This window comes from Acinetobacter sp. GRABPA_MV_2, from assembly GCF_056725885.1.
In genome coordinates, this window is record NZ_JBWZNA010000003.1 from 136,516 (window position 1) to 161,757 (window position 25,242).

Annotated in this window: 28 protein-coding genes and 1 tRNA gene; 23 read left to right on the forward strand and 6 right to left on the reverse strand. The window is 37.8% G+C overall.

All coding sequences use genetic code 11. The features are described from left to right. From mltG to ACXM0J_RS04290, 3 genes are all read left to right on the forward strand, one after another. Complete coding sequence (mltG, locus tag ACXM0J_RS04280; RefSeq protein ID WP_086265450.1) at positions 1-1,071, forward strand: endolytic transglycosylase MltG; 1,071 nt, start codon at positions 1-3, stop codon at positions 1,069-1,071. 9 nt (positions 1,072-1,080) lie between these two features. Continuing rightward, the gene (gene tmk, locus ACXM0J_RS04285; RefSeq protein ID WP_086265449.1) at positions 1,081-1,680 is read left to right on the forward strand and encodes a dTMP kinase; all 600 of its coding nucleotides are present in this window, start codon (positions 1,081-1,083) and stop codon (positions 1,678-1,680) included. 138 nt (positions 1,681-1,818) lie between these two features. Further along, positions 1,819-2,235 carry a PaaI family thioesterase gene (locus ACXM0J_RS04290; RefSeq protein WP_086265448.1) on the forward strand — a complete coding sequence of 139 codons (417 nt, stop codon included), beginning with the start codon at positions 1,819-1,821 and terminating at the stop codon, positions 2,233-2,235. Between the two features lie 57 nt (positions 2,236-2,292). Here ACXM0J_RS04290 and nadB read toward each other — a convergent pair whose 3' ends face one another. Then, complete coding sequence (gene nadB, locus ACXM0J_RS04295; protein WP_086265447.1) at positions 2,293-3,936, reverse strand: L-aspartate oxidase; 1,644 nt, start codon at positions 3,934-3,936, stop codon at positions 2,293-2,295. Positions 3,937-4,167: 231 nt separating this feature from the next. Here nadB and ACXM0J_RS04300 point away from each other — a divergent pair, with 231 nt between their 5' ends. The 13 genes from ACXM0J_RS04300 to ACXM0J_RS04360 all read left to right on the forward strand — a co-directional run bounded on the left by ACXM0J_RS04300 (position 4,168) and on the right by ACXM0J_RS04360 (position 15,053). Next, entirely contained in the window at positions 4,168-5,544 is a 1,377-nt protein-coding gene (locus tag ACXM0J_RS04300) for a Do family serine endopeptidase (RefSeq protein ID WP_213034434.1), read from the forward strand. 121 nt (positions 5,545-5,665) lie between these two features. Then, a complete protein-coding gene (locus ACXM0J_RS04305) occupies positions 5,666-6,121 on the forward strand; it encodes an acyl-CoA thioesterase (protein ID WP_086265445.1) in 456 nt (151 codons plus the stop codon). 17 nt (positions 6,122-6,138) lie between these two features. After that, positions 6,139-6,687, forward strand: a complete 549-nt coding sequence (locus ACXM0J_RS04310) for a GNAT family N-acetyltransferase (RefSeq protein ID WP_086265444.1) — start codon at positions 6,139-6,141, stop codon at positions 6,685-6,687. Positions 6,688-6,870: 183 nt separating this feature from the next. Next, positions 6,871-8,688: a translation elongation factor 4 gene (lepA, locus tag ACXM0J_RS04315; RefSeq protein ID WP_002118606.1), complete on the forward strand. Its 1,818-nt coding sequence runs from the start codon at positions 6,871-6,873 to the stop codon at positions 8,686-8,688. A gap of 75 nt (positions 8,689-8,763) precedes the next feature. Further along, the gene (gene lepB / locus ACXM0J_RS04320) at positions 8,764-9,591 is read left to right on the forward strand and encodes a signal peptidase I (protein ID WP_086265443.1); all 828 of its coding nucleotides are present in this window, start codon (positions 8,764-8,766) and stop codon (positions 9,589-9,591) included. A 24-nt stretch (positions 9,592-9,615) separates the two neighbouring features. Continuing rightward, positions 9,616-9,990 (forward strand): DUF4845 domain-containing protein, encoded by a 375-nt coding sequence (locus ACXM0J_RS04325; RefSeq protein ID WP_032055219.1) that lies wholly within the window; start codon positions 9,616-9,618, stop codon positions 9,988-9,990. Then, positions 9,962-10,654, forward strand: a complete 693-nt coding sequence (gene rnc / locus ACXM0J_RS04330) for a ribonuclease III (protein ID WP_005067830.1) — start codon at positions 9,962-9,964, stop codon at positions 10,652-10,654. Before ACXM0J_RS04325 ends, rnc begins: the two co-directional genes overlap by 29 nt. Before the next feature lie 11 nt (positions 10,655-10,665). Then, positions 10,666-11,688, forward strand: a complete 1,023-nt coding sequence (gene era / locus ACXM0J_RS04335) for a GTPase Era (protein WP_079381034.1) — start codon at positions 10,666-10,668, stop codon at positions 11,686-11,688. Positions 11,689-11,705: 17 nt separating this feature from the next. Then, a complete protein-coding gene (locus tag ACXM0J_RS04340) occupies positions 11,706-11,909 on the forward strand; it encodes an NF038104 family lipoprotein (RefSeq protein ID WP_005067833.1) in 204 nt (67 codons plus the stop codon). Between the two features lie 9 nt (positions 11,910-11,918). After that, positions 11,919-12,632 carry a DNA repair protein RecO gene (gene recO, locus ACXM0J_RS04345; RefSeq protein WP_086265442.1) on the forward strand — a complete coding sequence of 238 codons (714 nt, stop codon included), beginning with the start codon at positions 11,919-11,921 and terminating at the stop codon, positions 12,630-12,632. Between the two features lie 13 nt (positions 12,633-12,645). Next, positions 12,646-13,371, forward strand: coding sequence for a pyridoxine 5'-phosphate synthase (gene pdxJ, locus ACXM0J_RS04350; protein WP_086265441.1), 726 nt, complete (start codon positions 12,646-12,648; stop codon positions 13,369-13,371). Positions 13,372-13,377: 6 nt separating this feature from the next. Continuing rightward, on the forward strand, positions 13,378-14,022 hold the full coding sequence (locus tag ACXM0J_RS04355; RefSeq protein ID WP_032055220.1) for a MiaE family protein: 645 nt from the start codon (positions 13,378-13,380) through the stop codon (positions 14,020-14,022). A 272-nt stretch (positions 14,023-14,294) separates the two neighbouring features. Beyond that, the gene (locus tag ACXM0J_RS04360; protein ID WP_086265440.1) at positions 14,295-15,053 is read left to right on the forward strand and encodes an SDR family oxidoreductase; all 759 of its coding nucleotides are present in this window, start codon (positions 14,295-14,297) and stop codon (positions 15,051-15,053) included. Positions 15,054-15,222: 169 nt separating this feature from the next. Here the strand turns inward: ACXM0J_RS04360 and ACXM0J_RS04365 are convergent. Then, positions 15,223-15,298, reverse strand: a tRNA-Asn gene (locus ACXM0J_RS04365). A gap of 46 nt (positions 15,299-15,344) precedes the next feature. Here ACXM0J_RS04365 and ACXM0J_RS04370 point away from each other — a divergent pair. Together ACXM0J_RS04370 and ACXM0J_RS04375 are read left to right on the forward strand one after the other, a co-directional pair. Then, positions 15,345-15,491 (forward strand): hypothetical protein, encoded by a 147-nt coding sequence (locus ACXM0J_RS04370; protein ID WP_014207362.1) that lies wholly within the window; start codon positions 15,345-15,347, stop codon positions 15,489-15,491. Between the two features lie 41 nt (positions 15,492-15,532). Then, complete coding sequence (locus tag ACXM0J_RS04375) at positions 15,533-15,964, forward strand: hypothetical protein (protein ID WP_199992081.1); 432 nt, start codon at positions 15,533-15,535, stop codon at positions 15,962-15,964. A gap of 15 nt (positions 15,965-15,979) precedes the next feature. Here ACXM0J_RS04375 and ACXM0J_RS04380 read toward each other — a convergent pair whose 3' ends face one another. Beyond that, entirely contained in the window at positions 15,980-16,417 is a 438-nt protein-coding gene (locus ACXM0J_RS04380) for a PaaI family thioesterase (RefSeq protein WP_068565491.1), read from the reverse strand. Positions 16,418-16,604: 187 nt separating this feature from the next. Here ACXM0J_RS04380 and ACXM0J_RS04385 point away from each other — a divergent pair, with 187 nt between their 5' ends. Beyond that, positions 16,605-17,015 (forward strand): GFA family protein, encoded by a 411-nt coding sequence (locus ACXM0J_RS04385; protein WP_068565490.1) that lies wholly within the window; start codon positions 16,605-16,607, stop codon positions 17,013-17,015. Positions 17,016-17,066: 51 nt separating this feature from the next. Here ACXM0J_RS04385 and ACXM0J_RS04390 read toward each other — a convergent pair whose 3' ends face one another. Further along, the gene (locus ACXM0J_RS04390; RefSeq protein WP_086265438.1) at positions 17,067-18,302 is read right to left on the reverse strand and encodes a pyridoxal phosphate-dependent aminotransferase; all 1,236 of its coding nucleotides are present in this window, start codon (positions 18,300-18,302) and stop codon (positions 17,067-17,069) included. Positions 18,303-18,510: 208 nt separating this feature from the next. Here ACXM0J_RS04390 and ACXM0J_RS04395 point away from each other — a divergent pair, with 208 nt between their 5' ends. Beyond that, positions 18,511-18,690, forward strand: coding sequence for a hypothetical protein (locus tag ACXM0J_RS04395; protein ID WP_002118942.1), 180 nt, complete (start codon positions 18,511-18,513; stop codon positions 18,688-18,690). Between the two features lie 30 nt (positions 18,691-18,720). On the opposite strand, the gene ACXM0J_RS04400 is transcribed toward ACXM0J_RS04395, so the two are convergent. Together ACXM0J_RS04400 and ACXM0J_RS04405 are read right to left on the reverse strand one after the other, a co-directional pair. Beyond that, a complete protein-coding gene (locus ACXM0J_RS04400; RefSeq protein WP_086265437.1) occupies positions 18,721-20,160 on the reverse strand; it encodes a sensor domain-containing diguanylate cyclase in 1,440 nt (479 codons plus the stop codon). Between the two features lie 174 nt (positions 20,161-20,334). Then, a complete protein-coding gene (locus ACXM0J_RS04405) occupies positions 20,335-21,126 on the reverse strand; it encodes an A1S_2505 family phage non-structural protein (protein ID WP_068565488.1) in 792 nt (263 codons plus the stop codon). Positions 21,127-21,305: 179 nt separating this feature from the next. On the opposite strand from ACXM0J_RS04405, the gene uvrB reads away from it, so the two are divergent. The 3 genes from uvrB to rarD all read left to right on the forward strand — a co-directional run bounded on the left by uvrB (position 21,306) and on the right by rarD (position 25,066). Beyond that, positions 21,306-23,327, forward strand: a complete 2,022-nt coding sequence (uvrB, locus tag ACXM0J_RS04410; RefSeq protein WP_002118463.1) for an excinuclease ABC subunit UvrB — start codon at positions 21,306-21,308, stop codon at positions 23,325-23,327. A 93-nt stretch (positions 23,328-23,420) separates the two neighbouring features. Next, complete coding sequence (locus ACXM0J_RS04415; RefSeq protein ID WP_086265436.1) at positions 23,421-24,008, forward strand: lipocalin family protein; 588 nt, start codon at positions 23,421-23,423, stop codon at positions 24,006-24,008. A gap of 110 nt (positions 24,009-24,118) precedes the next feature. After that, positions 24,119-25,066: an EamA family transporter RarD gene (gene rarD / locus ACXM0J_RS04420; RefSeq protein WP_086265435.1), complete on the forward strand. Its 948-nt coding sequence runs from the start codon at positions 24,119-24,121 to the stop codon at positions 25,064-25,066. Positions 25,067-25,242: the final 176 nt, after the last annotated feature.

The window sequence follows — 25,242 nt, forward strand, 5'->3', positions numbered from 1 at the left end:
ATGCCGAAGCCACCTGTGAATGCGAAAGCAAAAAACGCCAAGAAAAATAACAAAAAACAAGCTCCAAAATTTTCTAAGCGATTGGTTCTAATTGGCCTTTTTATTGTTTTAATCTTTACGTTTGCCATTTTATGGTCAAGTTTGTTTAAGGCTTATCCTGTCGAAGGAAAAAAACAGATGTTATCTATTACATCTGGGGAAACTTATTCTGGTTTTATTGATCGTTTGGCAAAAGAAGACAAAATTAGCTTTCCTATCGTATTAAAGCTTTATCAAAAGTTTATGATTCATGACAGCATGAAAGCTGGTGTGTATGAAATTGAACAAGGGATGAGCGTAAGACAAGTGTTAGAGATGTTGTCTGATGCTGATAATGCTCAGATGAACCGTGTTTTGGTGATTGAAGGTACAACTTTTAAGCAGCTTATTACTGCATTAAAAAATGATAAAAATGTAAAAAATACAATATTGGATTTACCTAATGATCAGCTTATGAAAGCGCTTGGGATTCCTTACGATCATCCAGAGGGCTTGTTCGCGCCGAATACTTATTTCTTTGCCAAAGGCGAGACTGATAAGAAAATTCTGACCGATTTATATCATCGTCAAATAAAAGCTCTAGATACAGCTTGGGCAAATCGCGCGCCGAATTTACCGTATAAAGATAAATATGAAGCATTAATTATGGCTTCTATTGTTGAGAAAGAAACGAGTTTAGACAGTGAACTTACACAAGTTTCGGGAGTTTTTGTCCGCCGTTTAAAACTCGGTATGCGTTTACAAACGGATCCAACTGTTATTTATGGAATGGGTAATAACTATAAAGGCAACATTACCCGAGAAGACCTCCGTACTCCAACACCATATAATACTTATACTATTAATGGTTTACCGCCAACTCCAATTGCTTTGCCAAGCCAAAAGGCAATTGAAGCAGCATTACATCCAGATGATTCAAATAACATCTATTTTGTTGCGACTGGTAATGGTGGACATAAATTTACGGCAAGCTTGCAAGCACATAATCAAGCTGTGCAGGATTATTTATCCGTGTTGAGATCGAAGAAATAAGGAAAAGAGATGTTTATCAGCTTTGAAGGCACGGAAGGGGTAGGTAAAACTACACTCATTCGAAAAATTCATCAGCATTTTGAAGAGCAAGGCAAACAAGTTGTTTTAACTCGAGAGCCGGGGGGTACACCGTTAGCTGAACAAATTCGTTCGATGCTTTTGGCTGTGAATCATGATGAAAATATGAGTCATGATACTGAATTATTACTCATTTATGCAGCACGTGCTCAACACTTACAACAGGTTATTTTGCCTGCTTTAGAAGCTAACAAAATTGTATTAAGTGATCGCTTTACCGATGCGAGTTTTGCTTATCAATGTTCTGGTCGCGGTTTAAGCCAAGATAAATTACAGCTTTTAAATCAGAACTTCGTTTCACGCATGCCGGAGGTGACTTTCTGGTTAGATGCACCGATTGAACTTGGTATGAACCGTGCACGTGAACGCGGAGCTTTAGATCGTTTTGAACAAGAAAAGTTAAGCTTCTTTACTAAGGTTCGTGAAGGTTATGAAACCTTATGGAAAGCTGAACCGGAACGCATTAAGCGAATAGATGCAACCCAAAGTCCTGATCAGGTGTTTGAGCAGGCTTTGAAATATTTAGGATAAGCAATTGGATGAGCCACTCTTATAAAAATATAGGAGTGGTGAAAAATGATGTTAATTCTGATTTAAATCGTCATAGAAAATATCTGTAATTTTCTTATGCTATCTTAAATATGATTTATAGATTGAAGAATAACAAGGATGAAAAGTTCAAAAGAAGAAATCGTGGCATTTCTTGAAAAGGAATTTCCACCAAGTCTTGAACATTGCAAAATTGAATCAGTCACTCCCAAAGCTGCAGTTGTTTACTATCATGTCGATCAAAGGCATCAACGTCCTGGTGGCACCATATCTGGCCCAACCATGATGACTTTGGCTGATTTTGCTTTATATATTGCGATATTAGGTGAGATCGGTATTGTTGGTTTAGCCGTAACCACCAACTTTAATATTAATTTTTTAAGAAAACCTGCAGGTGATCAAGACTTACGTAGTGAATGTAAACTCATGAAAGTCGGAAAGAGCTTGGTTGTCGGAGAGGTCTGGATTTATTCGGTCGGTCTGGATGAACCTGTGGCGCATGTGACTGCGACTTATTCAATTCCACCTAGAGCATAAATATTAAACCAAATAAAAAGCACAGCCAGAGCTGTGCTTTTTCTGTAGAAGGAAACCTTAAATATCAGTATTAACCAACGGCTGTTCTACTGCAAAATTTGGAGGAGTTAAAACCGTTTTACGAATCTCGTTCGAAGTTTCCGGATAATCGAGCGTGTAATGTAGACCACGTGATTCTTTACGTTGCATAGCACAGCGAACAATCATTTCAGATACTAAAACAAGGTTACGCAGCTCAATCAGGTTTTTGCTAACACGGTAGTCTTGATAATATTCAGTGATTTCACGCTTTAACATTTCAATACGGTGTAAAGCACGTTCTAAACGTTTTGTGGTTCTTACAATACCAACATAGTTCCACATGGTTGAACGTAACTCATCCCAGTTTTGTAAAATCACCACATCTTCATCAGGGTTGGTTACTTGTGAGTCATCCCAAGTTGGTACTTCAGGTAATTTGAAGTTTTCATCTAATTTATTTTCGATGTCTTTTGCCGCACTCATACCGTAAACGAAGCACTCAAGTAATGAGTTACTTGCCATACGGTTTGCACCATGTAAGCCTGTATAAGATGTTTCACCAATTGCATAGAGACCTTCAATATCCGTCTGGCTATTTGAGTCAACCACAACACCACCACATGTATAGTGAGCTGCTGGCACCACTGGAATCATGTCTTTGGTAATGTCGATGCCTAACTCAAGCAATCGTGCATAAAGTGTAGGGAAGTGCTCTTTAATAAATTCTGGTGATTTATGGGTAATGTCTAACCACACGTGGCGAATACCGAGACGTTTAATTTCGTGGTCAATTGTACGTGCCACAATATCGCGAGGAGCTAGTTCTGCACGATCGTCAAAACGCAACATAAAACGTTCGCCATCAGGTAAGCGCAAATAAGCACCTTCACCACGCATAGCTTCGGTAATTAAAAATGAGCGTGCTTGAGGATGATAGAGACAAGTTGGGTGGAACTGATTAAATTCCATATTGGCAACGCGGCAACCTGCACGGAAAGCCATTGCAATACCATCACCTGTGGCAATATCTGGATTAGATGTGTACAGATAAGCTTTCATCGCACCGCCGCAAGCTAGCGCGGTGAATGGTGCAAGGAAGGTATGAACCTTTTCAGTATTTTCATCTAATGCATATAAACCAATAGCGCGATTCGCTTGGTCGGTATGGCCTAATTTATGCGAGGTGATTAAATCAATCGCAATATAATTTTCAAAAATAGTAATATTTTTACGTTCTTTGGCACGCTCAACCAAAGTGGTTGAAATGGCTTTGCCTGTTGCATCAGCAGAATGGATAATGCGACGCTGCGAGTGGCCACCTTCGCGAGTTAAGTGAAGTTGCTCATCCTCATCTAGGGTAAATTGAACGCCTTGTTTTAAAAGAAAATCAACAGAAGGGCGGCCACCTTCTACGGTATGTTGTACTGCGTCCATTTCACATAAATGAGCGCCTGCAATCATAGTGTCATTAATGTGCTGTTGAATAGAGTCAGTCTCATCAAGAACAGCAGCAACGCCACCTTGAGCATAAAAGGTACTTGCTTCGGTTAGAGCAGCTTTGGCTAAAACTGCAATATTAAAATGATTTGGTAACGATAAAGCCAGACTTAAACCAGCGCCGCCGCTGCCCACAATAATCACGTCAAAGTGGTGAATTGTCTGTAAATTAGGCATGTCCATTCGCATCAATTTAAAACGTCCGCTAATGACACCCCTTTTTACCTAAAAAGGCAAGAGCTTAAGCGCTCTAACTCAGAGAAAAATTGCAATTGGCTTAAAAAGTTGCAATGCGTAAAATAATCCTTGTGATGATGTATTACAAATAAACATATTGTTACGCACAACCCCAAAGCGTTGTGATACAACAGTTTTATTCTTATTCTCGTAGACCAAATTGTGGGTGAGCACCGAATGAAATCTCGCTATTTACAACAAGGAATGTATGCAGCGGTATTTACAGTTGCTGCTGTTCAAGCAAATGCTGCTGTTGATTTTTCAAACCTCGTTGAACAAGTTAGTCCAGCAGTTGTGAGTGTGAACGTCGTAAAAAAAATGACTCAGGATGAGCTGTTGCAGCAGCAAGTTCCTGAAATTTTAAAACGTTTCTTTGGCAATCAGGTCATCATTCCACAGCAACGAGGTCCACAAGAAAAGACAGCTTACGGAAGTGCATTCTTCATTAGTAAAGATGGCTATTTACTCACAAACCACCATGTGATTGAAAATGCCTCTCGTATCAGCATCACTCTAAATGACCGCCGTGAAATTGATGCAACCGTAGTGGGTAGTGATGAGCGTACAGACGTTGCTTTGTTAAAGGTCAATGGAACTAACTATCCAGCTTTACGAGTAGGAAATGTTGATCGCTTACGTGTCGGAGAACCGGTTCTAGCTATTGGTTCGCCGTTTGGTTTTGATTACTCAGCTTCGGCCGGTATTGTCAGTGCAAAATCAAGAAACATGAGCGGTGAAACCTCGGTGCCGTTTATTCAAACTGACGTGGCTTTAAACCCAGGTAACTCTGGTGGTCCATTATTTAATCAAAATGGTGAAGTGGTCGGGGTAAACTCTCGAATATTTAGTGGTACTGGCGGCTACATGGGCTTGTCTTTCTCTATTCCGATTGATGTAGCAATGGATGTTGCAGACCAGCTGAAAACAAAAGGTAAAGTCACACGCTCTTATCTTGGTGTCATGATGCAAGATATTGATCGAAACCTTGCTGATGCCTACAAATTACCAAAACCTGAAGGTGCTTTAATTACTCAAATTTCTCCGAACTCACCTGCACAAAAAGCAGGGCTAAGAGCTGGAGATGTCATTTTAAAGTTAAATGGTGCACCTGTACTCCGTACGAGTGATTTACTCTATGCATTAAACAAAGTACAACCAAATCAAACCGTTCAATTTGAAGTGTTACGTGATGATAAAACACGTAATATTTCAGCAACCTTAACGACTGCGCCAGATGAAACACCTGCTACTGGTGCACAAGGTGCTGCATCTAAGGGGCCAGTTTTAGGCATGAGTATTCGTGATCTCGCTGAACTAGAAAAAAATGCGTTGAGCGTAAAAGGTGGTATTTATGTACAAGATGTTCGCCGTGGTGGTTTAGCATCATTGTCGAATATCATTCCGGGCGATGTGATTACTCAAGTCAATAATAACCAAATTTTAAATAGTCAGGATTTTGCAAAAGTTGTTTCTAACTTGCCAAAAAATACCGTAGCACGTGTTGCTATTATTCGTCAGGGACAGCGCGCAATGCTTGGTTTACGTATTCAGTAATCCTTAACTCAATTAATAAACCACCCTGAAATGGGTGGTTTTTGTTATTTATCTTGAGCGTTTAGCGATATCTACCTACACTTATTTCAGTTTTAAGGTTAATAAATAAGAGTGTTCATTTGTGAGTAGTATTTTTGATTTACATATTCAGGTGCAGCCACATCACATTGATGCGTTGGGACATGTAAATAATGTGATGTATGTTCAATGGATGCAAGATGTAGCTGCTGCTCATGTTGAAACTTTGGGAGTAGGGGTAACTAAGTATCTTGAGTTAAAACATGCAATGGTCGCGGTTGAGCATCATGTGCAATATCGTAAAGCTGCGTTTGAAGGCGAACAAATTGTATTACGTACATGGTTAGATGACATTAATGCACTTTATTCGTTCCGCCAGTATGTGTTTTTTCGTCCATCAGATCAGGCCGTATTATTTGTTGGAAATACCAAATGGGCGTGTATTGAAATTGCTACTGGACGTCCAAAACGAATGTCGCCAACTTTTACCCATGCATACAAGCCGCTTGACTCAAGCATAAATCCTTACGATTTTACCGTTTCGTATGATCGCAAGTAAAAAAGAGAGGCTGGAATTTGGAGTATTTATTTTCTATAGAAACAGATCGATTAATCTTAAGTGACCTTACAGAAGCTGATAAAAATTTTATCTTTGAATTATTTTCAAATTCAAGCGTACTCGAATTTTATGATTTAAAAGCTTTTACTTCATTGGAAGAAGCTGAGGCTTTAATTGAAAAAATGCATAAAAAATGGAATCAACAGCTAGGTTTTAGGCATGCTATTCGTCTTAAAAAAGATGGAACTATGTTGGGAACATGTGGTGTAAATACTATCAAACAAATTGGTGATGATTTTGCGGTTGTTATTGGCTATGAACTTCATCCTAATGCATGGGGTAAGGGATATATGCAAGAGGCTCTTGTAGGGCTCATCCAGTATTTGAAACAAGGCAGATTATTCCAAAAACAAATAAAATATGTTTGGGCTGAAATATTTGAACAGAACATTAGATCTCAACAGGTCGTGCAGAAACTCGGATTTGAATTAATTGGGGATATAGCTAATGAAACTGGCAATAATTTATCTGCAAGCCTAATTAAGTTCGAGTTAAAACTGTTCTGATTTAGAGGCTTTTCAACGAGAAATAGTTTGTTATGTTGAGAAGTTTAAAAAGCTTTTTTAAAAGAAAGAATTTATATCTTTTTCATATCGGCAATCTGTTATAATCTCACGCAATTTATTTAACCGCTTTGGCTGTGTATTAAAACAAGCTACATAGCACTCTATATTTTCTCAAGGTAACCCATGGCGCAAGCTAAAAAATCCGTCGATATCAAAAATATACGAAATTTCTCGATTATTGCCCACATTGACCATGGTAAGTCTACATTGGCTGACCGTTTTATTCAGATGTGTGGCGGTCTACAAGATCGTGAAATGCAAGCCCAAGTCTTAGACTCAATGGAGCTTGAGCGTGAACGTGGGATTACCATTAAAGCCGCTTCTGTCACGCTGTATTACACCCATCCAAATGGTCAGGAATATCAACTGAACTTTATTGATACGCCTGGGCACGTTGACTTCTCCTATGAAGTTTCTCGTTCATTAGCTGCATGTGAAGGTGCACTATTGGTTGTAGATGCAGCACAAGGCGTTGAAGCTCAATCAGTAGCAAACTGTTATACAGCAATTGAACAAGGTCTAGAAGTTCTTCCTATTCTCAATAAAATTGATTTACCACAGGCTGAACCTGAACGTGTAATTCATGAAATTGAAGAAATTATCGGGATTGAAGCGACAGATGCACCAACCTGTTCAGCAAAAACTGGTTTAGGTGTTGAAGGTGTACTCGAGCGTTTAGTCGATGTTATTCCGGCGCCAGAAGGTGATCGTGAAGCACCATTACAAGCATTAATTATCGACTCATGGTTTGATAACTACTTAGGCGTAGTTTCTCTTGTTCGTATTAAACAAGGTCGTATCCGCAAGGGCGACAAAATGTTGGTTAAATCGACAGGACAAACTCATCCGGTCACTTCTGTAGGTGTATTTAATCCTAAGCATACTGAAACAGATATTCTTGAAGCTGGTGAAGTAGGTTTTGTTATTGCGGGTATTAAAGATATTTTTGGTGCGCCAGTAGGTGACACAATTACTCTTGCTTCTACACCAGACGTTGCAACTTTACCGGGTTTCAAAAAGGTTAAACCACAAGTATATGCTGGTCTTTTCCCGATTGATGCAAGTGACTTCGAACCATTCCGTGAAGCATTACAAAAATTACAGATCAATGACTCGGCTTTATTCTTTGAACCAGAAAGTTCAGATGCTTTAGGCTTTGGTTTCCGTTGTGGCTTCTTAGGTATGCTACATATGGAAATTGTACAAGAGCGTTTAGAACGTGAGTACGATCTTGACCTCATCAGTTCAGCACCTACCGTAATTTATGAAGCATTAACCAAGAAAGGCGAAACGATTTACATCGATAGCCCATCAAAAATGCCGGATGGATCGACTGTAGAAGATTTACGTGAACCAATTGCGGAGTGTCATATCCTTGTTCCTCAAGAATATTTAGGGAACGTAATGACACTATGTATCGAACGTCGTGGTGTACAAAAAGATATGAAATTCTTGGGTAACCAAGTTTCTATTACATTTGAAATCCCAATGGCTGAAGTCGTTATGGATTTCTTTGACAGATTAAAGTCATGCTCTCGTGGCTTTGCATCTTTAGACTATAATTTTGTACGTTTTGAAAGTTCAGCTTTAGTTAAGGTTGATGTGTTAATTAATAGCGAAAAGGTTGATGCCTTGGCTATGATTTGTCACCGTAATGATGCACGCCATCGTGGTATTGCATTGGTTGAGAAAATGAAAGACTTAATTCCTCGCCAAATGTTCGATGTTGCTATTCAGGCAGCAATCGGTGCGCAAATTATTGCCCGTTCTACCGTAAAAGCGATGCGTAAAAACGTATTGGCAAAATGTTATGGTGGTGACGTTTCGCGTAAGAAAAAACTACTTTCTAAACAAAAAGAAGGTAAGAAACGTATGAAACAAGTGGGAAGTGTTGAAATTCCACAAGAAGCGTTCTTGGCTGTATTGAAAGTAGAAAGATAAGAAATGAGGGTGGGGGAAGTGAACAATTTCCTTTCCCCACTGTAATACAAGCAGCGAGGCTGCGAGTGAGGTCATGTGGATTTTGATTTTAATTTAATTCTTGTTCCAGTTACGCTGATTCTATTTGCAGTGTGGTTGTTAGATAAACTTGTATTAAAACAGCGTGCAAATAAAGGACGCGGGAACGAAAATTTTGTCATTACATGGGCCTATGACTTTTGGCCGGTTTTAGCTGTAGTACTTATACTCCGTTCATTTCTTTATGAACCATTTAATATTCCATCGGACTCTATGGTGCCAACTTTAGAAACTGGTGATTTTATTCTGGTTAATAAATTTGATTATGGTGTACGTTTACCTATCGTTAATAAGAAAATTATTGATGTAGGTGAACCGAAGCGTGGTGATGTAATTGTATTCCGTTATCCACCTCAACCGACTATTAGCTATATTAAACGTGTAATCGGTTTACCTGGCGATCATATTGTTTATGACCATGGGCAATTAATTATTAATGGGCAAAAAGTACCGAAAGTATTAACACAGTTCAGTCGTGAAAAAGATGTGATGGATACGCCAACGTCTATTTATCATAAAGAGACGATTGGTGAGCATACCTTTACGATGCGTGAGCTTGAAGGCGTAAATGTGGCGCGCCAAGCACCGTTTATCAACTATGTTGAAAATGGTAAATATGCGAACCAAGACGGTTTATATTGGGAAGTGACTGTACCAAAAGGACATTACTTTGCAATGGGGGATAACCGCGATCAAAGTGCAGACAGTCGTTTCTGGGGGTTCGTTCCTGAAGAAAACTTAACAGGACGAGCATTCTATGTGTGGATGCATAAAGAACCGGGCTTACACCTTCCTAACTTTGGCCGAAATGGAAAAATAGATTAAAAACAACCATTAGGAAAAAAAGAAATGCGTAAGGCACAACAGGGTACTTCGTATTTAGCAATTTTATTTGGGGTGGTTATATTTGCAGTTGCAGTAAAAGCTGTACTTGCAGTTTGGCCAGCATATTGGGATGATCGGCTGATTAATAATCAGATAGAAGAGCTTTTACAAGAAAGCTCTTCTGAGATCACACCACAAAAGTTTGTAACACAAATGGATCAGCGACTCGAAATGAACAATATTCGTGATCTCCACTTTAAAGAGATCGCTCAAGTGTTTAATCAGTCTGGTCTAACGGTCAAAAAGAAATATGAAGTAAGAAAACCTTTCTTATTCAATATTGATTTAGTTTTAACATTTGAGAAGAGTTTTGATAAAACATCAGTTCAAACTAAGTGATCCTCGCTTACTGAGTCGAATCGGATATCAATTTAAGCAGCTTGAATTGTTACAGTTAGCTTTGACTCATCGTTCGGTGAGTCACAAATACAATTACGAGCGCTTAGAGTTTCTCGGCGATTCATTATTAGGCATGATAATCGCTAATTATCTATATCATGCCTATCCAAATGAAAATGAAGGTCGTCTCACGCGTATGCGTGCGACCTTGGTTCGCCAAGAAGCATTAGGTAAGATTGCAACCGATTTGCAACTTAGTCGGTGTTTAATATTAAGTACAGGCGAGTTGAAATCTGGTGGTCATCATCGTGAGTCAATATTAGCAGATACGGTAGAAGCGATTATTGGTGCAATTTATCTTGATAGTGGTGATCTCAACTTACTTAAAGATATTGTGCTAAAATGGTACATACCCTATTTAGACCATATAGAACCTACGGATCAACTCAAAGATCCGAAATCACGTTTACAAGAGTATCTACAAGCACGTAAAAAACCTCTCCCTGTTTACGAGGTTGTAGATATTCAGGGTGATGCACCTCATCAGCACTTTAAAGTGGAATGTGTAGTAGATGGTTTACCGAAGATTTATGGTGAGGGTTCAAGTCGTCGTTTTGCCGAGCAGGCAGCAGCGGCGGAAATTTTAAAGTTATTGGAGCAATAACCTGCATGTCGATGCATTCTGATCAAATCAATCCAGATTCAAATGAAAACCAAGATCCTAATAATCTGATTGATCAATTTTTTAGTTCCAAAGGCGTAACAATCCCTTCGGATTTTAAGAGCGGATTTGTGGCGATTGTGGGACGTCCAAATGTGGGTAAATCTACCCTCATGAACCATTTATTGGGTCAAAAGCTCTCTATTACTTCGCGTAAACCTCAAACAACACGTCATAAAATTATTGGTATTGATTCGCGCGAAAAGATGCAGGCGGTATATGTAGATACCCCAGGTATGCATAAAAAAGAAGTGCGTGCTATTAATAAAATGATGAACCGTGCTGCTCATTCTGCATTACGTGACGTTAACTTAGTTTTATTCGTTATTGATGCTTATAAGTGGACTCAAAACGACGATTTAGTGCTTGAAAAACTCAAGAACGCTGAAATGCCAGTTATTTTGGTCATTAATAAGGCTGACACTTTTGAAGATAAAAGAGAGATTCTTCCTCTCATTCAAGAACGTGCCAAACTTATGAATTTTGCTGAGATTGTTCCTGTTTCTGCTTTGCGTGGTGCAAACTTAGAACACTTGAGTGAAACGATTGAGAAGTACCTTCCTTACCAACCACCATTGTATTCATTTGATCAGATTACGGACCGCTCTGAACGCTTTTTGGCAAGTGAAATTATTCGCGAAAAAATCATGCGTCAGTTGGGTGAAGAGCTTCCTTATGATTTAACAGTACAAATTGAATCTTTCAAAACGGAAGAAGCAACTGTTAATGAAAAAACTGGTCGTTTAAAACCAGCTTGTACCTATATCGATGCAACGATTTTTGTAGACCGCGCTGGTCAAAAAGCCATTGTGATTGGTGAAAAAGGTGCCAAGCTTAAAACGATTGGTATGGATGCTCGTAAAGACATGGAAAAAATGTTTGAGCAAAAAATTATGCTCACACTTTGGGTAAAAGTGAAGGGTGGCTGGTCTGATGATGAGCGTGCTCTAAAAAGCTTAGGGTATAGTGATATCTAAAGGATAAGGATGCTGGTATGAAAACAATTACATCGTTAATTGCTATAGTTGGATGTACATTGATGTTACAAGGTTGTGTATATAAGCTTGTAACCGTACCAGTAGGTATCGCCTATAAAACTACTAAAGGTGTAGTTAAAGGTACAGCAGCTGTTGTAGGTGCTGTTATTCCTGATGGTGATGATGAGGATGACAAAAAAGAAAAAGAATCTGAGGAATAGATTCTTTTTATGATGCGCAATGAAGTCCTCCATGGATATATGATTCATCACCGTAAGTACCGTGAAAAAAGTCATATTGTGCATCTTTTTACTCAGGAATATGGGCGAGTCGATGGCATCTTAAGGCAGACTCCGCCCCCTCAATATCAGCCTATTCGGCTACAAGCCACGGGTAAAAGTGAACTCAAAAATTTTACTAAGCTAGAAATATTAAATCAGCCTGTTTTCTTTTTTGGGGATGCTTTTTTTGCTGGTTTTTATCTAAATGAAATTGTTCTTAGACTTTGCCCATTAGAAGAGGCAATGCCGCAATCTTTTGAGCAATATCAATTAACCCTGCTTCAATTACAGCAATTATCTTCCCATGAAAATCCTGATCTTTTTCTGAGACAGATTTTGCGTCAGTTCGAACATGTTTTACTTCCTGAGCTGGGTTACGCGATTGATTTCTCAATTGATACTCAACAACAGCTAATACAGGCTCACCAGTTTTATCAATTTCAGGTGACTGAAGGTTTTGCGCCCGTTGTTCAGGCAAGCCGTTCCTCATTGTCAGGTAAAGCAATTTTATCTATGTTGGATTATGAGCAAGGTCAGGATTTTTCTCACGAACAATTGCAATTATTAGGTAAACTATACCGTCAAATGATTACATCGCTTTTAGGAGATCGTCCCCTAAAAAGTCGACAATTGTGGATTCAAAATACTCAAACTCAATCGTAATTAGGATTTATTTATGGCTGCATTGCTTGGTGTAAACATAGACCATGTTGCTACTTTGAGACAGGCGCGCGGTACTACTTATCCAGACCCTGTAGAAGCTGCTCTTATTTGTGAACAAGCTGGTGCAGAGGGGATTACTTTGCATTTGCGTGAAGACCGTCGCCATATTCAAGATGATGACGTACGCCGTATGCGTCCATTATTAAAAACCCGTATGAACCTAGAGTTGGCTGTTACTGATGAAATGGTTGAGTTTGCGAAAGAAATTCAGCCTCAGCACGTATGTTTTGTTCCTGAAAGACGCCAAGAAGTAACAACTGAAGGTGGTTTGGATGTAGTGGGTAACTTTGAAAAAGTTAAAGCTGCAACTCAAACTTTAGCGGCTATTGGTTGCGATGTATCATTATTCATTGATGCTGATTTAGCTCAAATTGATGCAGCAGTTGCGTGTGGCGCACCTACGATTGAGTTGCACACGGGTGCATATGCAGATGCGGAAACAGAGCAAGATCAACAAGCTGAGTTGGCGCGTATTATCAAAGGCATTGAATATGCAGCTTCAAAAGGTTTGGTTGTAAATGCTGGTCATGGCCTTAACCTTAAAAATATTGCACCAATTGCAGCTATTCCACAAATTCATGAATTAAACATTGGTCATTCAATTATTGCTGAAAGTGTTTTTGTAGGTCTGGTTCAAGCTGTTAAAGATATGAAAACAGCGATTCAGGCAGCAGGATAGTTGGTTATGTCGAGTATCAATTACGATGAATTAATGCAACCTGTGGTGGCCTTTTTAGGATGTCAAACACCAAATGCATGGTTGGATGAGGCAATCAATAATTTAGATATCTTGATGCAAGATCATGCTAATTGTGAAAAGAAAGCTGCTAGTACAGCAATGAACTTAATGTTCCGCTATAGCTTCTTTCCTGACTTACAAGTAAAACTTGCTCAGCTTGTACGAGAAGAAATGCTTCACTATGAACAAGTGCTTGAGCTTATGGCTAAGCGTGGTCAAGAGTGGACTGGTTTAAGTGCCGGACGTTATGCAGGTGGATTACGTAAAGAGATTCGTACGTATGAGCCTGAAGCTTTAATTGATGTGCTGGTGATTGGTGCATTCGTAGAGGCTCGTTCATGTGAGCGTTTTTATGCACTTGCTCCACGTGTAGATGATGAGTTAGGACGTTATTATCGATACTTACTTAAGTCAGAGTCTCGTCATTTTGAAGACTATCTCGCACTTGCGCTTGATGTGGCAAAAACTGCAAAAATGAAAGATCCTAAAGAGGATATTCAGCAGCGAATTGATCATATCCGTGAAGTTGAAAAGAATCTGATTTTAACGCCAGATAATACTTTCCGTTTTCATAGTGGTATCCCTGCTTAGTCTTGGATGTCTCAAACAAAAAAGTTTACCTTTCACGGTAAACTTTTTTATTAGGTGAACATTATCTCTTAGACAGTAAGCATGCTCTGCTTTTAGTTTTTTAATGCATATAATTATTTAATAAATATATTTTTTATAGATTTTAATTTCTCTTAAAATTTTTAAAAAACTTTTATTTTTTTAGGCTAATAATAAATATTGTGTAAATATAAAGGCTGATATGTTCATCATGAGTTCAACTGAAATAGTTGATCATTTCTAAGGATATAAGAATGTTAGCATTAGTTACAGGCGCATCGGCAGGTTTTGGTTATAGTATTTCAAAAAAGCTGATTGAGCTAGGATATAAAGTTATTGGCTGTGGAAGACGAGCAGAAAAACTAGAAGAACTAAAACAAGAACTTGGTGAGAAATTCTACCCATTAGTATTTGACATGACGGATACGGCAGAAAATATAAATAAGGCATTGCTTGATTTGCCAGCCGAATTTCAAATCGGTCAAATTGATTTATTGGTGAATAATGCTGGATTGGCATTAGGATTGGAACCAGCAGATAAAGCAGAATTAGATGATTGGTATACGATGATTGATACCAATGTTAAAGGGCTTGTTACTGTTACCCGACTAATTTTACCAAGTATGGTAAAGAAAAAATCAGGTTTAATCATTAATATGGGCTCTATTGCAGGTACATACCCATACCCAGGGGGCAATGTGTATGGGGCAACCAAAGCATTTGTGGAGCAATTTAGTCTAAATCTTCGTGCTGATTTGGCTGGTACTGGTGTGCGCGTAACTAATATTGAACCAGGATTGTGTGGAGGTACTGAATTTTCTCTTGTGCGTTTTAAAGGTGATGAGGATAAAGTAAACAGTCTATATGATAAAAAGAATCCACTCTTGCCTGAAGATATTGCAAATACGGTAGCTTGGATTGCTTCACAACCGCCACACATTAATATTAATCGTATTGAAATGATGCCGACCACCCAATCTTTTAATCCTTTAAAAGTGGTTGAAGTCGAATAATAATTTGAGAATAGAATAGATTCTTTAGAGTTAAATTGGACCCTTAAACCTAACAAGACGCTAATAAAAAATTAAATCCTCTATCTGCTGATAGAGGATTTTTTTATAGTTATTGATAAATTTATGGCAAAAAAAAAGCCCGCTTTAATGCTGCGGGCTTTTTAGTATTTGGCTCTCCCACCTGGGCTCGAACCAGGGACCTGCGGATTAACAGTCCGTCGCTCTACCGACTGAGCTATGGGAGAATCTGCATGCGATTATAAGGAGATTTTGAGAAGGGTCAAGTCTAAATTGTCATGTTTACTTCATTTTTGTGTCGTATGCTTTTTATTTGATCAGTTGAGTGGTGAGTTAAGAAATTACTTGCACTTTAAAAAATCAATTGCTAGATTTAAAAAAGAACAAGCGTTTGGAGAAATCCAAACAGTGTGGATTTAAACCAACTTGCCAGCACTAAAATGGCTAAATCGGAGATAAGTATGAAAACGCTTACGATCGCTTCTATTTTTTCTAATTTTGATTTCTATCAACACAATTATCTGAATATCTTAAATCACTCAGAATCTTATTACACACCCGTAGAAAGGGCATGGATTAATACTTATCCTTTCAAAAAGCAGAATTTGTATTTAGGCGATTTATTGCAGCTTTGGTTTAGCTCTAAATGGAATGTGCATAATTCACTTAAGATTTTAAAAAGCTCGAAACTACTAAACTCCTCTGAATCTTTATATATTTTTCAATTAGAAGGTGAGTTATTGTTGGGTAAAAATAAAGTTTTAGCTTGGTCTGTAGAGCATCAAGAAATTATAGAGCTCCAACTTAAAAATATTTGGGCGCCGTATGTGATTGCACAAACTTGTAAACGTCCAGATAATTCCGGTGATTCAATAAAAAAGGCAGCGGTTTAAGGCTACCTTCAACGATTATGGACGAATAATCATGCAGGTTGCTGTTGCATACGCATACAGTTTACCTTCCTCATCAATAATCTTTCCTTCAGAAATACCTAAATTTTTACTTAAATTAATAACTTTGCCTGTTGCAATTAAAGCCTGATTTTGGGGAATAGGGCGGCACATTTTTACGTTAAGGTCGATTGTGCCGTAACCTACACCCGCAGGTAACATCGTATGTACTGCACAGCCAGTCACTGAATCTAGGACTGTAGCAGCAAAACCGCCATGTACTCCACCGAGTGGATTTAGATGGTTTTGATCTGCTTGGGCTTTAAAAGTAACAGATCCTTCTGAAATTTCAGTAGGTTGCATAGGTATAGTTTTACTAATACTTGCAGGTGGAATATGGCCTTCTATCATAGCTTGTAAAAATTCTAGACCAGTCATTTCCATCGGATTTTTCATTTTTTAAGTCCTTAAATTAATAAAGTTCTAAAATGGAACTTGATGTTAAGTTAGGCGTTATAACTTCTATTGTCAAGTTAACAAGTACAAGAAATATGGGCCACTTTATAGTTTATAAACTTGTAAATTTTGGTTGAGCAGAATATTTTATAACCCTAAAAATATAAATTTACTATGGAAAATAATAATGAATGGTCAATGTTTGTGTGGAGAAACAACTTTTGAAGTTGAATTAAAAAATCATGATGTACATGTTTGTCATTGTTCAATGTGTCGTCGACAAACGAGTGGTGTAATTATGACGATTGATGTTGTCAAAGGTAGTCTTAAGTTTAATCAGCAAAAACATCTGAGTATCTTTAACTCTTCTGAATGGGGTGAAAGAGGTTTTTGTAATGCTTGTGGAACAACAATTTTTTGGAGAACAAAAGATCAAAGTTACTGCAATATCAATGCATTTTCTTTAAATGAACCAGTAAAAGACTTGAAGCTAGATATAGAAATTTTTATTGATTCAAAGCCTGATTTTTATAATTTTCAAAATGATACAAAGAAATTGACCGAGGCTGAGGTTGCTGCTTTATTTAACTTAGAATAATTTTAAATATAAAAAAGGCCTCAACTTTGAGGCCTTTTTTATATTTTTAAATTATTTGGCAGCTTTTTCAGCTTCGATTGATGCAATCGCAGCATCAACACCTTCGATTGATTCAGCAGCTTTTTTGATACGTGCTAATGCATCAACAAGTACTTCGTCCGCAGTTGCATATGAAATACGCATAAAACCGCCTAAACCAAATGCATCACCAGGAACAACTGCTACGCCAGTTTCTTCAAGTAACCATTCAGAAAATTCTGTGCAAGACTTTAAGCCTTTTGCACGAATAAGAGGACGAATGTTTGCATAAGCGTAGAATGCGCCATCAGCAGGTAAGCAAGAGATCCCTTTGATGTCATTTAAGCCGTTTACAACTAAGTCATGACGACGTTTAAACGCTTCAATCATTGGTTTTAAAACATCTTGTGGACCATTCAATGCAGCTTCAGCAGCAACTTGTGAAATAGAAGTTGGGTTAGAAGTTGACTGTGATTGGATCTTTTTCATTGCACCAATGATTTTTGCTGGACCGGCTGCATAGCCAATACGCCAACCTGTCATTGCATATGCTTTAGAAACACCGTTTAAAACAATTGTGCGGTCATATAAATCTGGAGCAACAGTTGCGATATTGTAGAACTCGTCTTCCCAACGAATCGGTTCATACATATCGTCAGATGCAACAAATACTTGTGGATGACGACGTAAAACTTCAGCTAAAGCTTCTAATTCAGCTTTGCTATAAATCATGCCTGTTGGGTTAGATGGGCTGTTTAATACCACTAAACGAGTGTTAGGTGTAATAGCAGCTTCTAATTGTTCAGGAGTGATTTTGAAGCGTTGGTCTTCACCACATTTCACAATGACTGGAGTACCTTCAGCAATAATGACCATATCTGGATAGCTTACCCAGAAAGGTGCTGGAATGATAACTTCATCGCCTTTGTTTAATAGAGCAAGTGCCAAGTTAAAGAAACTTTGCTTACCACCACATGAAACCAAAATCTGGTTTGCTTGATAATCAAGATTATTATCACGCTTCAATTTAGCAATAATTGCTTTTTTTAACCCAGGAGTACCATCTACAGCCGTATATTTGGTGAAACCATTATTAATCGCTTCAATTGCAGCATCTTTGATGTGTTGAGGGGTATCAAAATCTGGCTCGCCAGCACCTAAACCAATCACGTTCTTGCCAGCAGCTTTAAGTTCAGCAGCTTTGTTAGTTACAGCAAGTGTAGGGGACGGTTTGATAGCATTGACACGATCAGAAAGACGTACGTCCACGGCAATATTCCTCTTATGGGATTAAAAAATAAAAAGCATACTATCTTATCGCAAAAATTAAGCAATTTGCGGATACGGGTATGTTTAGATGTAAAAAAGTTTAATTTAAGAAGGTTCTTGTTGCTGTTTTACTCAATTGAAGCTTTTTTGAAAAGAAATGATAAAAATCATTTATAATAGGCCGCAATCGAAATTTCGAGAATGAATCATGACTGAGCAACAGCCAAAACAGAAAAAGGCTTTGGTGAAATTGCCATTCCCAATGCCGAATGAAAGCAATCAAGCAGATGATGCGGTACACAACCAAGTGCGTCCAAAACCAGAGCAATACGCGGATAGAACATGGATGCCTCCACGTGGTACGCGTCGTTCTATGGGAAAACGCTAATTTTGAAAAACAGGCATATTGCCTGTTTTTTTATTGATTAAATAAAATTTCTTGATAATAACTTTTTTTCTTTTGATACATGTGATGGTCTGCTCGTTTTAGCATGTCCTCAATTTGTTCATTTGTTTGAGTGGTTGCATGTCCAATCGCAATACTAACTGGATGGCTTGAATAATATTGATTGTCGATATTAAAAAGCTCTTGAATCGTTTGAAGCATAATTTGAACGTTCGCTTCATCTGCACCTGGCATTAAAATCACGAACTCATCACCACCGATTCTAGATGCGGTAAACGCTGTATTCGAAATAGCCTGACTTAAAATATTTCCAACACGGCGTAATAAACCATCTCCAATATCATGCCCAAACTGGTCATTTGTTTCTTTTAGACCATTCATATCTAAAAAAATTGAAGAAACAGGACGAATAATACTTCGGTTTAAACGATTTAGTTCCTCTGTAAAAAAAGCACGGTTATATAGTTTGGTCAGGACGTCGTGTTGCCCTAAATATTCAAGGTAGTTTTCCGCTTTTTTTCGTGCAGTAATATCTGTCAGTGCAACTTGTACCAGCCCCCAAGTATCTTCATATCCGGGAAAAACGGTAAATTGAAGCAACACATTTCTTATTTGGCCATCTAAAGCGTAGTTAACAGCCTCACGTTTATGATGGATATTCCCTTGCCACAATTCGATGAGTTGCTCCCGAAAGGTCTCAATCATTTCTTCAGCAAAAATCTTATGTGTATTTCTTAAAAGGGTCGATTTATCAGGAGCTTTAAATAAATCTATCGTGGCCTGATTAACATCTAAAATTAAAATATCTTCTATACATTGGCGGACAAATTCAGGATGAACATCGAGAAAAGTTCTGAAATCTTCAATTCCTAATAGCCTAAGTTGATCAATTCTATTTTTGATACGGCTGAAATCCTCGACCCACAACGAAGTAGGAGAGTAGATAAACATAGACTCAGCTAAGCGACGATTTTTTTCTTCCTGACGGAGTGCATTTTGATAAGGGGTAATATCTTCTGTAGTAATTAATACACGTTCAAAGGTAGATTCAGAACCCGGTAAAATGGAACCTCTTAACTGAACATCAATACGTTTGCCTGATAAGGTGTAATTCACAGTAGTGCTTGAAAAATGGGTTTTACCATTCCATAACTCTTCAAGCTCATAAATATGTGATTCGAACATTTCCTTTTTAAAAATAAGATTCAAATTCGAATATAGTTCTTCGTGTGTTGTTGCTTCAAAAAGTTCTAAAGTTTTTTGATTAACGCGAATAATTTTAATTTTATGAGCACATTCGATAACTAAATGTTTATTTTGATTTAAAAATTCGTGGAGGTTTTCAATACCTTGATTTCTCCATAAATTAAACTGTTGTTTAACTTCACTGAAATCCTCAATCCACATTGGTATGGGGCTAAGGTCAAAAATCGAAGAATCTAAAGTTTCCATATGTTTCTTTAAGTATTCAGTTTGCCTTAAAGTATAATGAGAAAAATTAAGATTTGGGAGGATAAAGAGTTAAATATATTAGAATAATTAAAAATAAAAGGATTAAATGTAAGTAAAAATAAAATAGTGAGAAAGCAGAGATTATCTGCTTAGCTCATAAATTTATAAGAAAACTTAACGATTAATAGGGTGATCAATATTTTTTTCACCACGCCATAATTTGATAAAATCTTGCTCATCAAAATCATAAAGCTCCATCAGTGCAACGACAGCACTTACAAAAATCATGGCACCTTCAGAGTTTCCATGAAGATTGAAAATTTTACCGTTCAGCTTCCCTAAAATATCACTAAGCTCATGATCACGGCCTCGTCCATAACGATCTCGTGGATATAACTCTTCATTTAAAACAATAAGTGCTATCGCTTTTTCAGCATCTGATAAATCAGTTTTATCTAAAGCTTCTTCAAAAGATTCACTACCATGATTAAAGTAAAAAATAACTTCATCATTAATGAAACTTTGTACCATCTTTTGAGTCAAAGTCGGAAATTGAGATACAGCATTATCTTCCACGTAGGGTTTAAATGATTCCGGAAAAATAACGTTGTGATGAATCCCTCTAAAAAGAGGAGCTATTTCGGAAACTTTATAACCTGCAATGCCACAACCTAATGCAGTGACAAAGTATTTCATCTTGGGATGATTTTTTGTATATATCTTAAAGTCTTCAACATAATGCTCAATTTGTGAAAGAGGCATTTGTTGAATATGTTCATTTAAAGTTGGAATTGCAAAGCTTTGGCCTGCCCAGCCACGACCTACACCTTCAACTGCTCCGAAGTGCTGACTTGCAACACGTGCTGCACCACTACTGTGTTGTCCAGCAAGATTACTTCCAAATACAAAAACTGTATCTTCGGGAAGTTCGGTTACAATACTTTCATCATGATATTGATAGGTCATGGTTATACTTTTTGTTTAATGGATAGCTTCATGTTGCAACCGATTAGGGTATTGGTCAAGTGTTAAGATGCTTAATCTTTTACATTGAATTTCCAGCTCAATTTAGACTTTAAATTAAGAGAAAAATCCCCATTAAAAGGGGAGACGTTAAATTCAATTTTTCATAAAGAGAGATAACTTTGAACGAAAATCAACCTTTTGATTTGGTCACTCATTATCAGCCAGCAGGTGATCAGCCACAGGCCATTGAAAAGCTGGTAAATGGTATCGAGCATGGTTTTCGTAATCAGTTATTACTGGGTGTAACTGGCTCGGGTAAAACCTATACCATGGCAAATGTGATTGCTCAAACACAGCGACCTACAATTGTAATGGCCCATAACAAAACTTTGGCTGCCCAGCTTTATGGCGAATTTAAAGCGTTCTTCCCTAATAATGCGGTTGAGTATTTTGTAAGTTATTATGATTACTATCAACCAGAGGCTTACGTTCCATCCTCAGATACTTTTATCGAAAAAGATGCAGCTATTAATGATCACATTGACCAGATGCGACTATCAGCAACACGTGCTTTATTAGAGCGTCGTGATGCAATTATTGTGGCATCGGTTTCTGCAATTTATGGTTTGGGTGATCCGAATGCTTATATGCAAATGTTACTGCATGTGGTTGAGGGCGATCGCGTAAGTCGTGATGAAATTATCCGCCGTTTGGTTGAAATGCAATACACGCGTAATGAACTTGAGTTCTTACGTGGTACATATCGAATTCGCGGTGAAATTATAGATATTTTTCCTGCCGAATCTGATCAACACGCGATTCGTATTGAACTATTTGATGACGAGGTCGATTCAATCCGTTGGTTTGACCCGTTAACTGGTAAAATGGTTCGTAAAGTTCCACGTGTTACGATTTATCCAAAAAGCCACTATGTAACGCCGAAAGATCATCTGACTCGTGCCATTGATACCATTAAAGATGAACTACAAGACCAACTTAAATTCTTCCGTGAACATGACAAATTGCTGGAAGCCCAGCGTATTGAGCAGCGTACCCGCTATGATTTAGAAATGATGCAACAGTTAGGCTATACCAATGGTATCGAAAACTATTCACGTCATTTATCGGGCCGTCCAGCTGGTGAAGCACCTCCAACGCTATTTGATTATGTACCAGAAGATGCGCTGTTAATTATTGATGAGTCACACGTTACTGTTCCTCAAATTGGGGCGATGTATAAAGGTGACCGATCACGTAAAGAAAATTTAGTGAATTACGGGTTCCGTTTACCAAGCGCACTTGATAATCGACCAATGAAATTTGAAGAGTGGGAACGTATTGTACCGACGACTATTTTTGTCAGTGCGACACCTGCTAAATATGAGTTAGAGAAGTCTGACCAAGTGGTTGAACAGGTGGTACGCCCAACAGGACTAATTGATCCTGAAATTGAAGTTCGTCCTGTATTAACTCAAGTTGATGATGTTCTTTCTGAAATTAATATTCGTAAGAATCTAAATGAACGTGTGTTGGTGACCACTTTAACAAAGCGTATGGCGGAAGATCTGACCTCTTACTTAAAAGAATACGGGGTTAAAGTCGCTTATTTACACTCGGATATTGATACGGTTGAACGTGTCAAAATTATTCATGAGTTACGTACAGGTGTGTTCGACGTTTTAGTCGGTATTAACTTGCTGCGCGAAGGTCTCGATATGCCAGAAGTTTCTTTAGTTGCTATTTTGGATGCAGATAAAGAAGGTTTTTTACGTTCGGAACGTTCACTTATTCAAACGATTGGTCGTGCTGCGCGTAACGTAAAAGGTAAAGCAATTTTATATGCTGACCGAATTACTGATTCTATGCAAAAAGCAATAGATGAGACTGAGCGCCGTAGAGCGAAACAAATCGAGTTCAACGAGTTACATGGTATTACGCCACGTAGCGCCGTTCGTCAGGTCATCAAAGAAATTGATTCAGGTGAAGTGCTTTCAGATGATGAAATTGATGAGAAAGTACTTGAACAAGCACAAGCTTTGAGTGCCGATGAAAGACATATTCTCTCAGATCCAAAATTGTTTAGTAAGCATATTACTAAGCTTGAAAAAGAGATGTTGAAAGCCTCGAAAGATTTACAGTTTGAGCAAGCAGCACGGATACGTGATGAAATCATTCGACTGAAAGCGCAAATGTTGCAATAAACGAATACATAACGCTACATAATGTGTTTAAAAAACAAGCTACTGTAGGTATTTGAGTTCTTTTGTATTCACAACTAATCGTTGAGGGCAACAATGGCATTTCGAAATAATGTTCCGCAAGCCAGTTGGCGTTTAGCTAAAATTGCTTTGGGCGGTGTCGTTTTGGCTGGTTTGGCTGTTGGAACCTACGTCTATGCCCAGCCGAAACCTTTACAAACTGTCTATAAAGTTGAACTGGACCGGTATTTAGGTGTTTGGTATGAAGTCGCTCGTAAGCCTACATTTTTTCAAAAAAAGTGTGCTTATAACGTATCTGCAACTTACACCTTAAACGAAAATGGAAATGTAGTGGTAGATAATCGCTGCTACGACAATAGAAAACAATTACAGCAATCTATCGGGGAGGCCTTTGTGGTTAACCCACCATATAACAGCAAATTGAAGGTAAGTTTTTTACCTGAAGCTGTAAGGTGGATTCCGGTAATTCGTGGGGATTACTGGATTTTAAAGTTAGATGAAGACTATCAGACTGTTTTGGTTGGGGAACCTTCACGTAAATATCTGTGGGTGCTATCAAGAGACCCTCATCCAGAGCAAGAAGTGGTGGATGAATATTTAAATTATGCAAAAACATTAGGTTTTGATATCCGAGATGTTATCCGTACAGAACATAAAGAATAGTGGTATATGTCTGATTAAGAAGAAACCATGTTTTTACATGGTTTTTTCTTTTTTATGGTGGATAAATCAAGTATTGTAGTGAGTTGTTTTTACTAAAGTCTAAGAGGTTGATGATGTTTAAGGGCGTGATCTTGTCTGTCATGGCATCATTCACTTTTGGTGTACTTTATTTTTATACTCAATTATTAAGCCAACTCGATAGTGAGCAAACTTTTGGATGGCGAATTATTGCAACATTACCATTCCTTACTTTATTTATGTGGTGGAGTGGTGATTTAGCCTATATCAAGAATATCTATCAACGTATTTTGGCTAAACCTTCTTTACTATTGCTATTAATCACAACTTCTATTTTAACCTCAGTACAACTTTGGCTTTTTTTGTGGGGGCCGATGCATGGACGTGGGTTACAAGTCTCTTTGGGATATTTCCTATTACCGCTGGTTCTTGTCTTAGCTGGAAGTGTTTTGTATGGCGAAAAAATATCAAAATTTCAATGGGTAGCAATTATTCTTGCAGTCATTGGCGTTAGCCATGAGATATGGCGTTTAGGAAGTATTGCTTGGGAAACTGCATTGGTAGCAGTTGGATATTCTGCCTACTTTTTACTACGTAAGAAAATTAAAACAGATAATTTAGGGGGCTTTTGGTGGGATTTAGTCATTATTATGCCCGTTGCGATTTATTTAACTCATACAGGTTTGCTGCCATACAGTAAATTTATAGACCAACCGAGTCTTTCTTTGATCATAATTGGGCTTGGAATTTTAAGTGCGATTGGTTTGGGAAGTTATATTCTGGCAAGCCGCTTTCTACCTTTAGTTGTATTTGGACTTTTAGGATATTTGGAGCCTGTATTACTTGCTTTAGCTTCTTTAGTTTTAGGGGAGAGTATTGGTCAAGAAGAATGGTTCACTTATATTCCGATTTGGTGTGCTGTTTTTGTACTCGTTTTAGAAGGGGCGCTTCATCTTTATCAACAACGGCAAAAAGCCCAAAATCTACAACTTAATATCAAAAAATATCAAAAAAGATTAAAAAATGATGAGTTCGAGTAGGTCGTTAGAATCTAAAAAGTAAGAAAAAGCAAAAATTTAGCTGTTTTAAACAATAAGATAATAAAAAATAATTATAGGTATTTTATGAATTTATGATGAATTTTAGGAAAATCTAGCCACTAACGTCAGCTTTTGATTCATTCTTGCCAATAATTCCATTACAATTACGGGGTTTT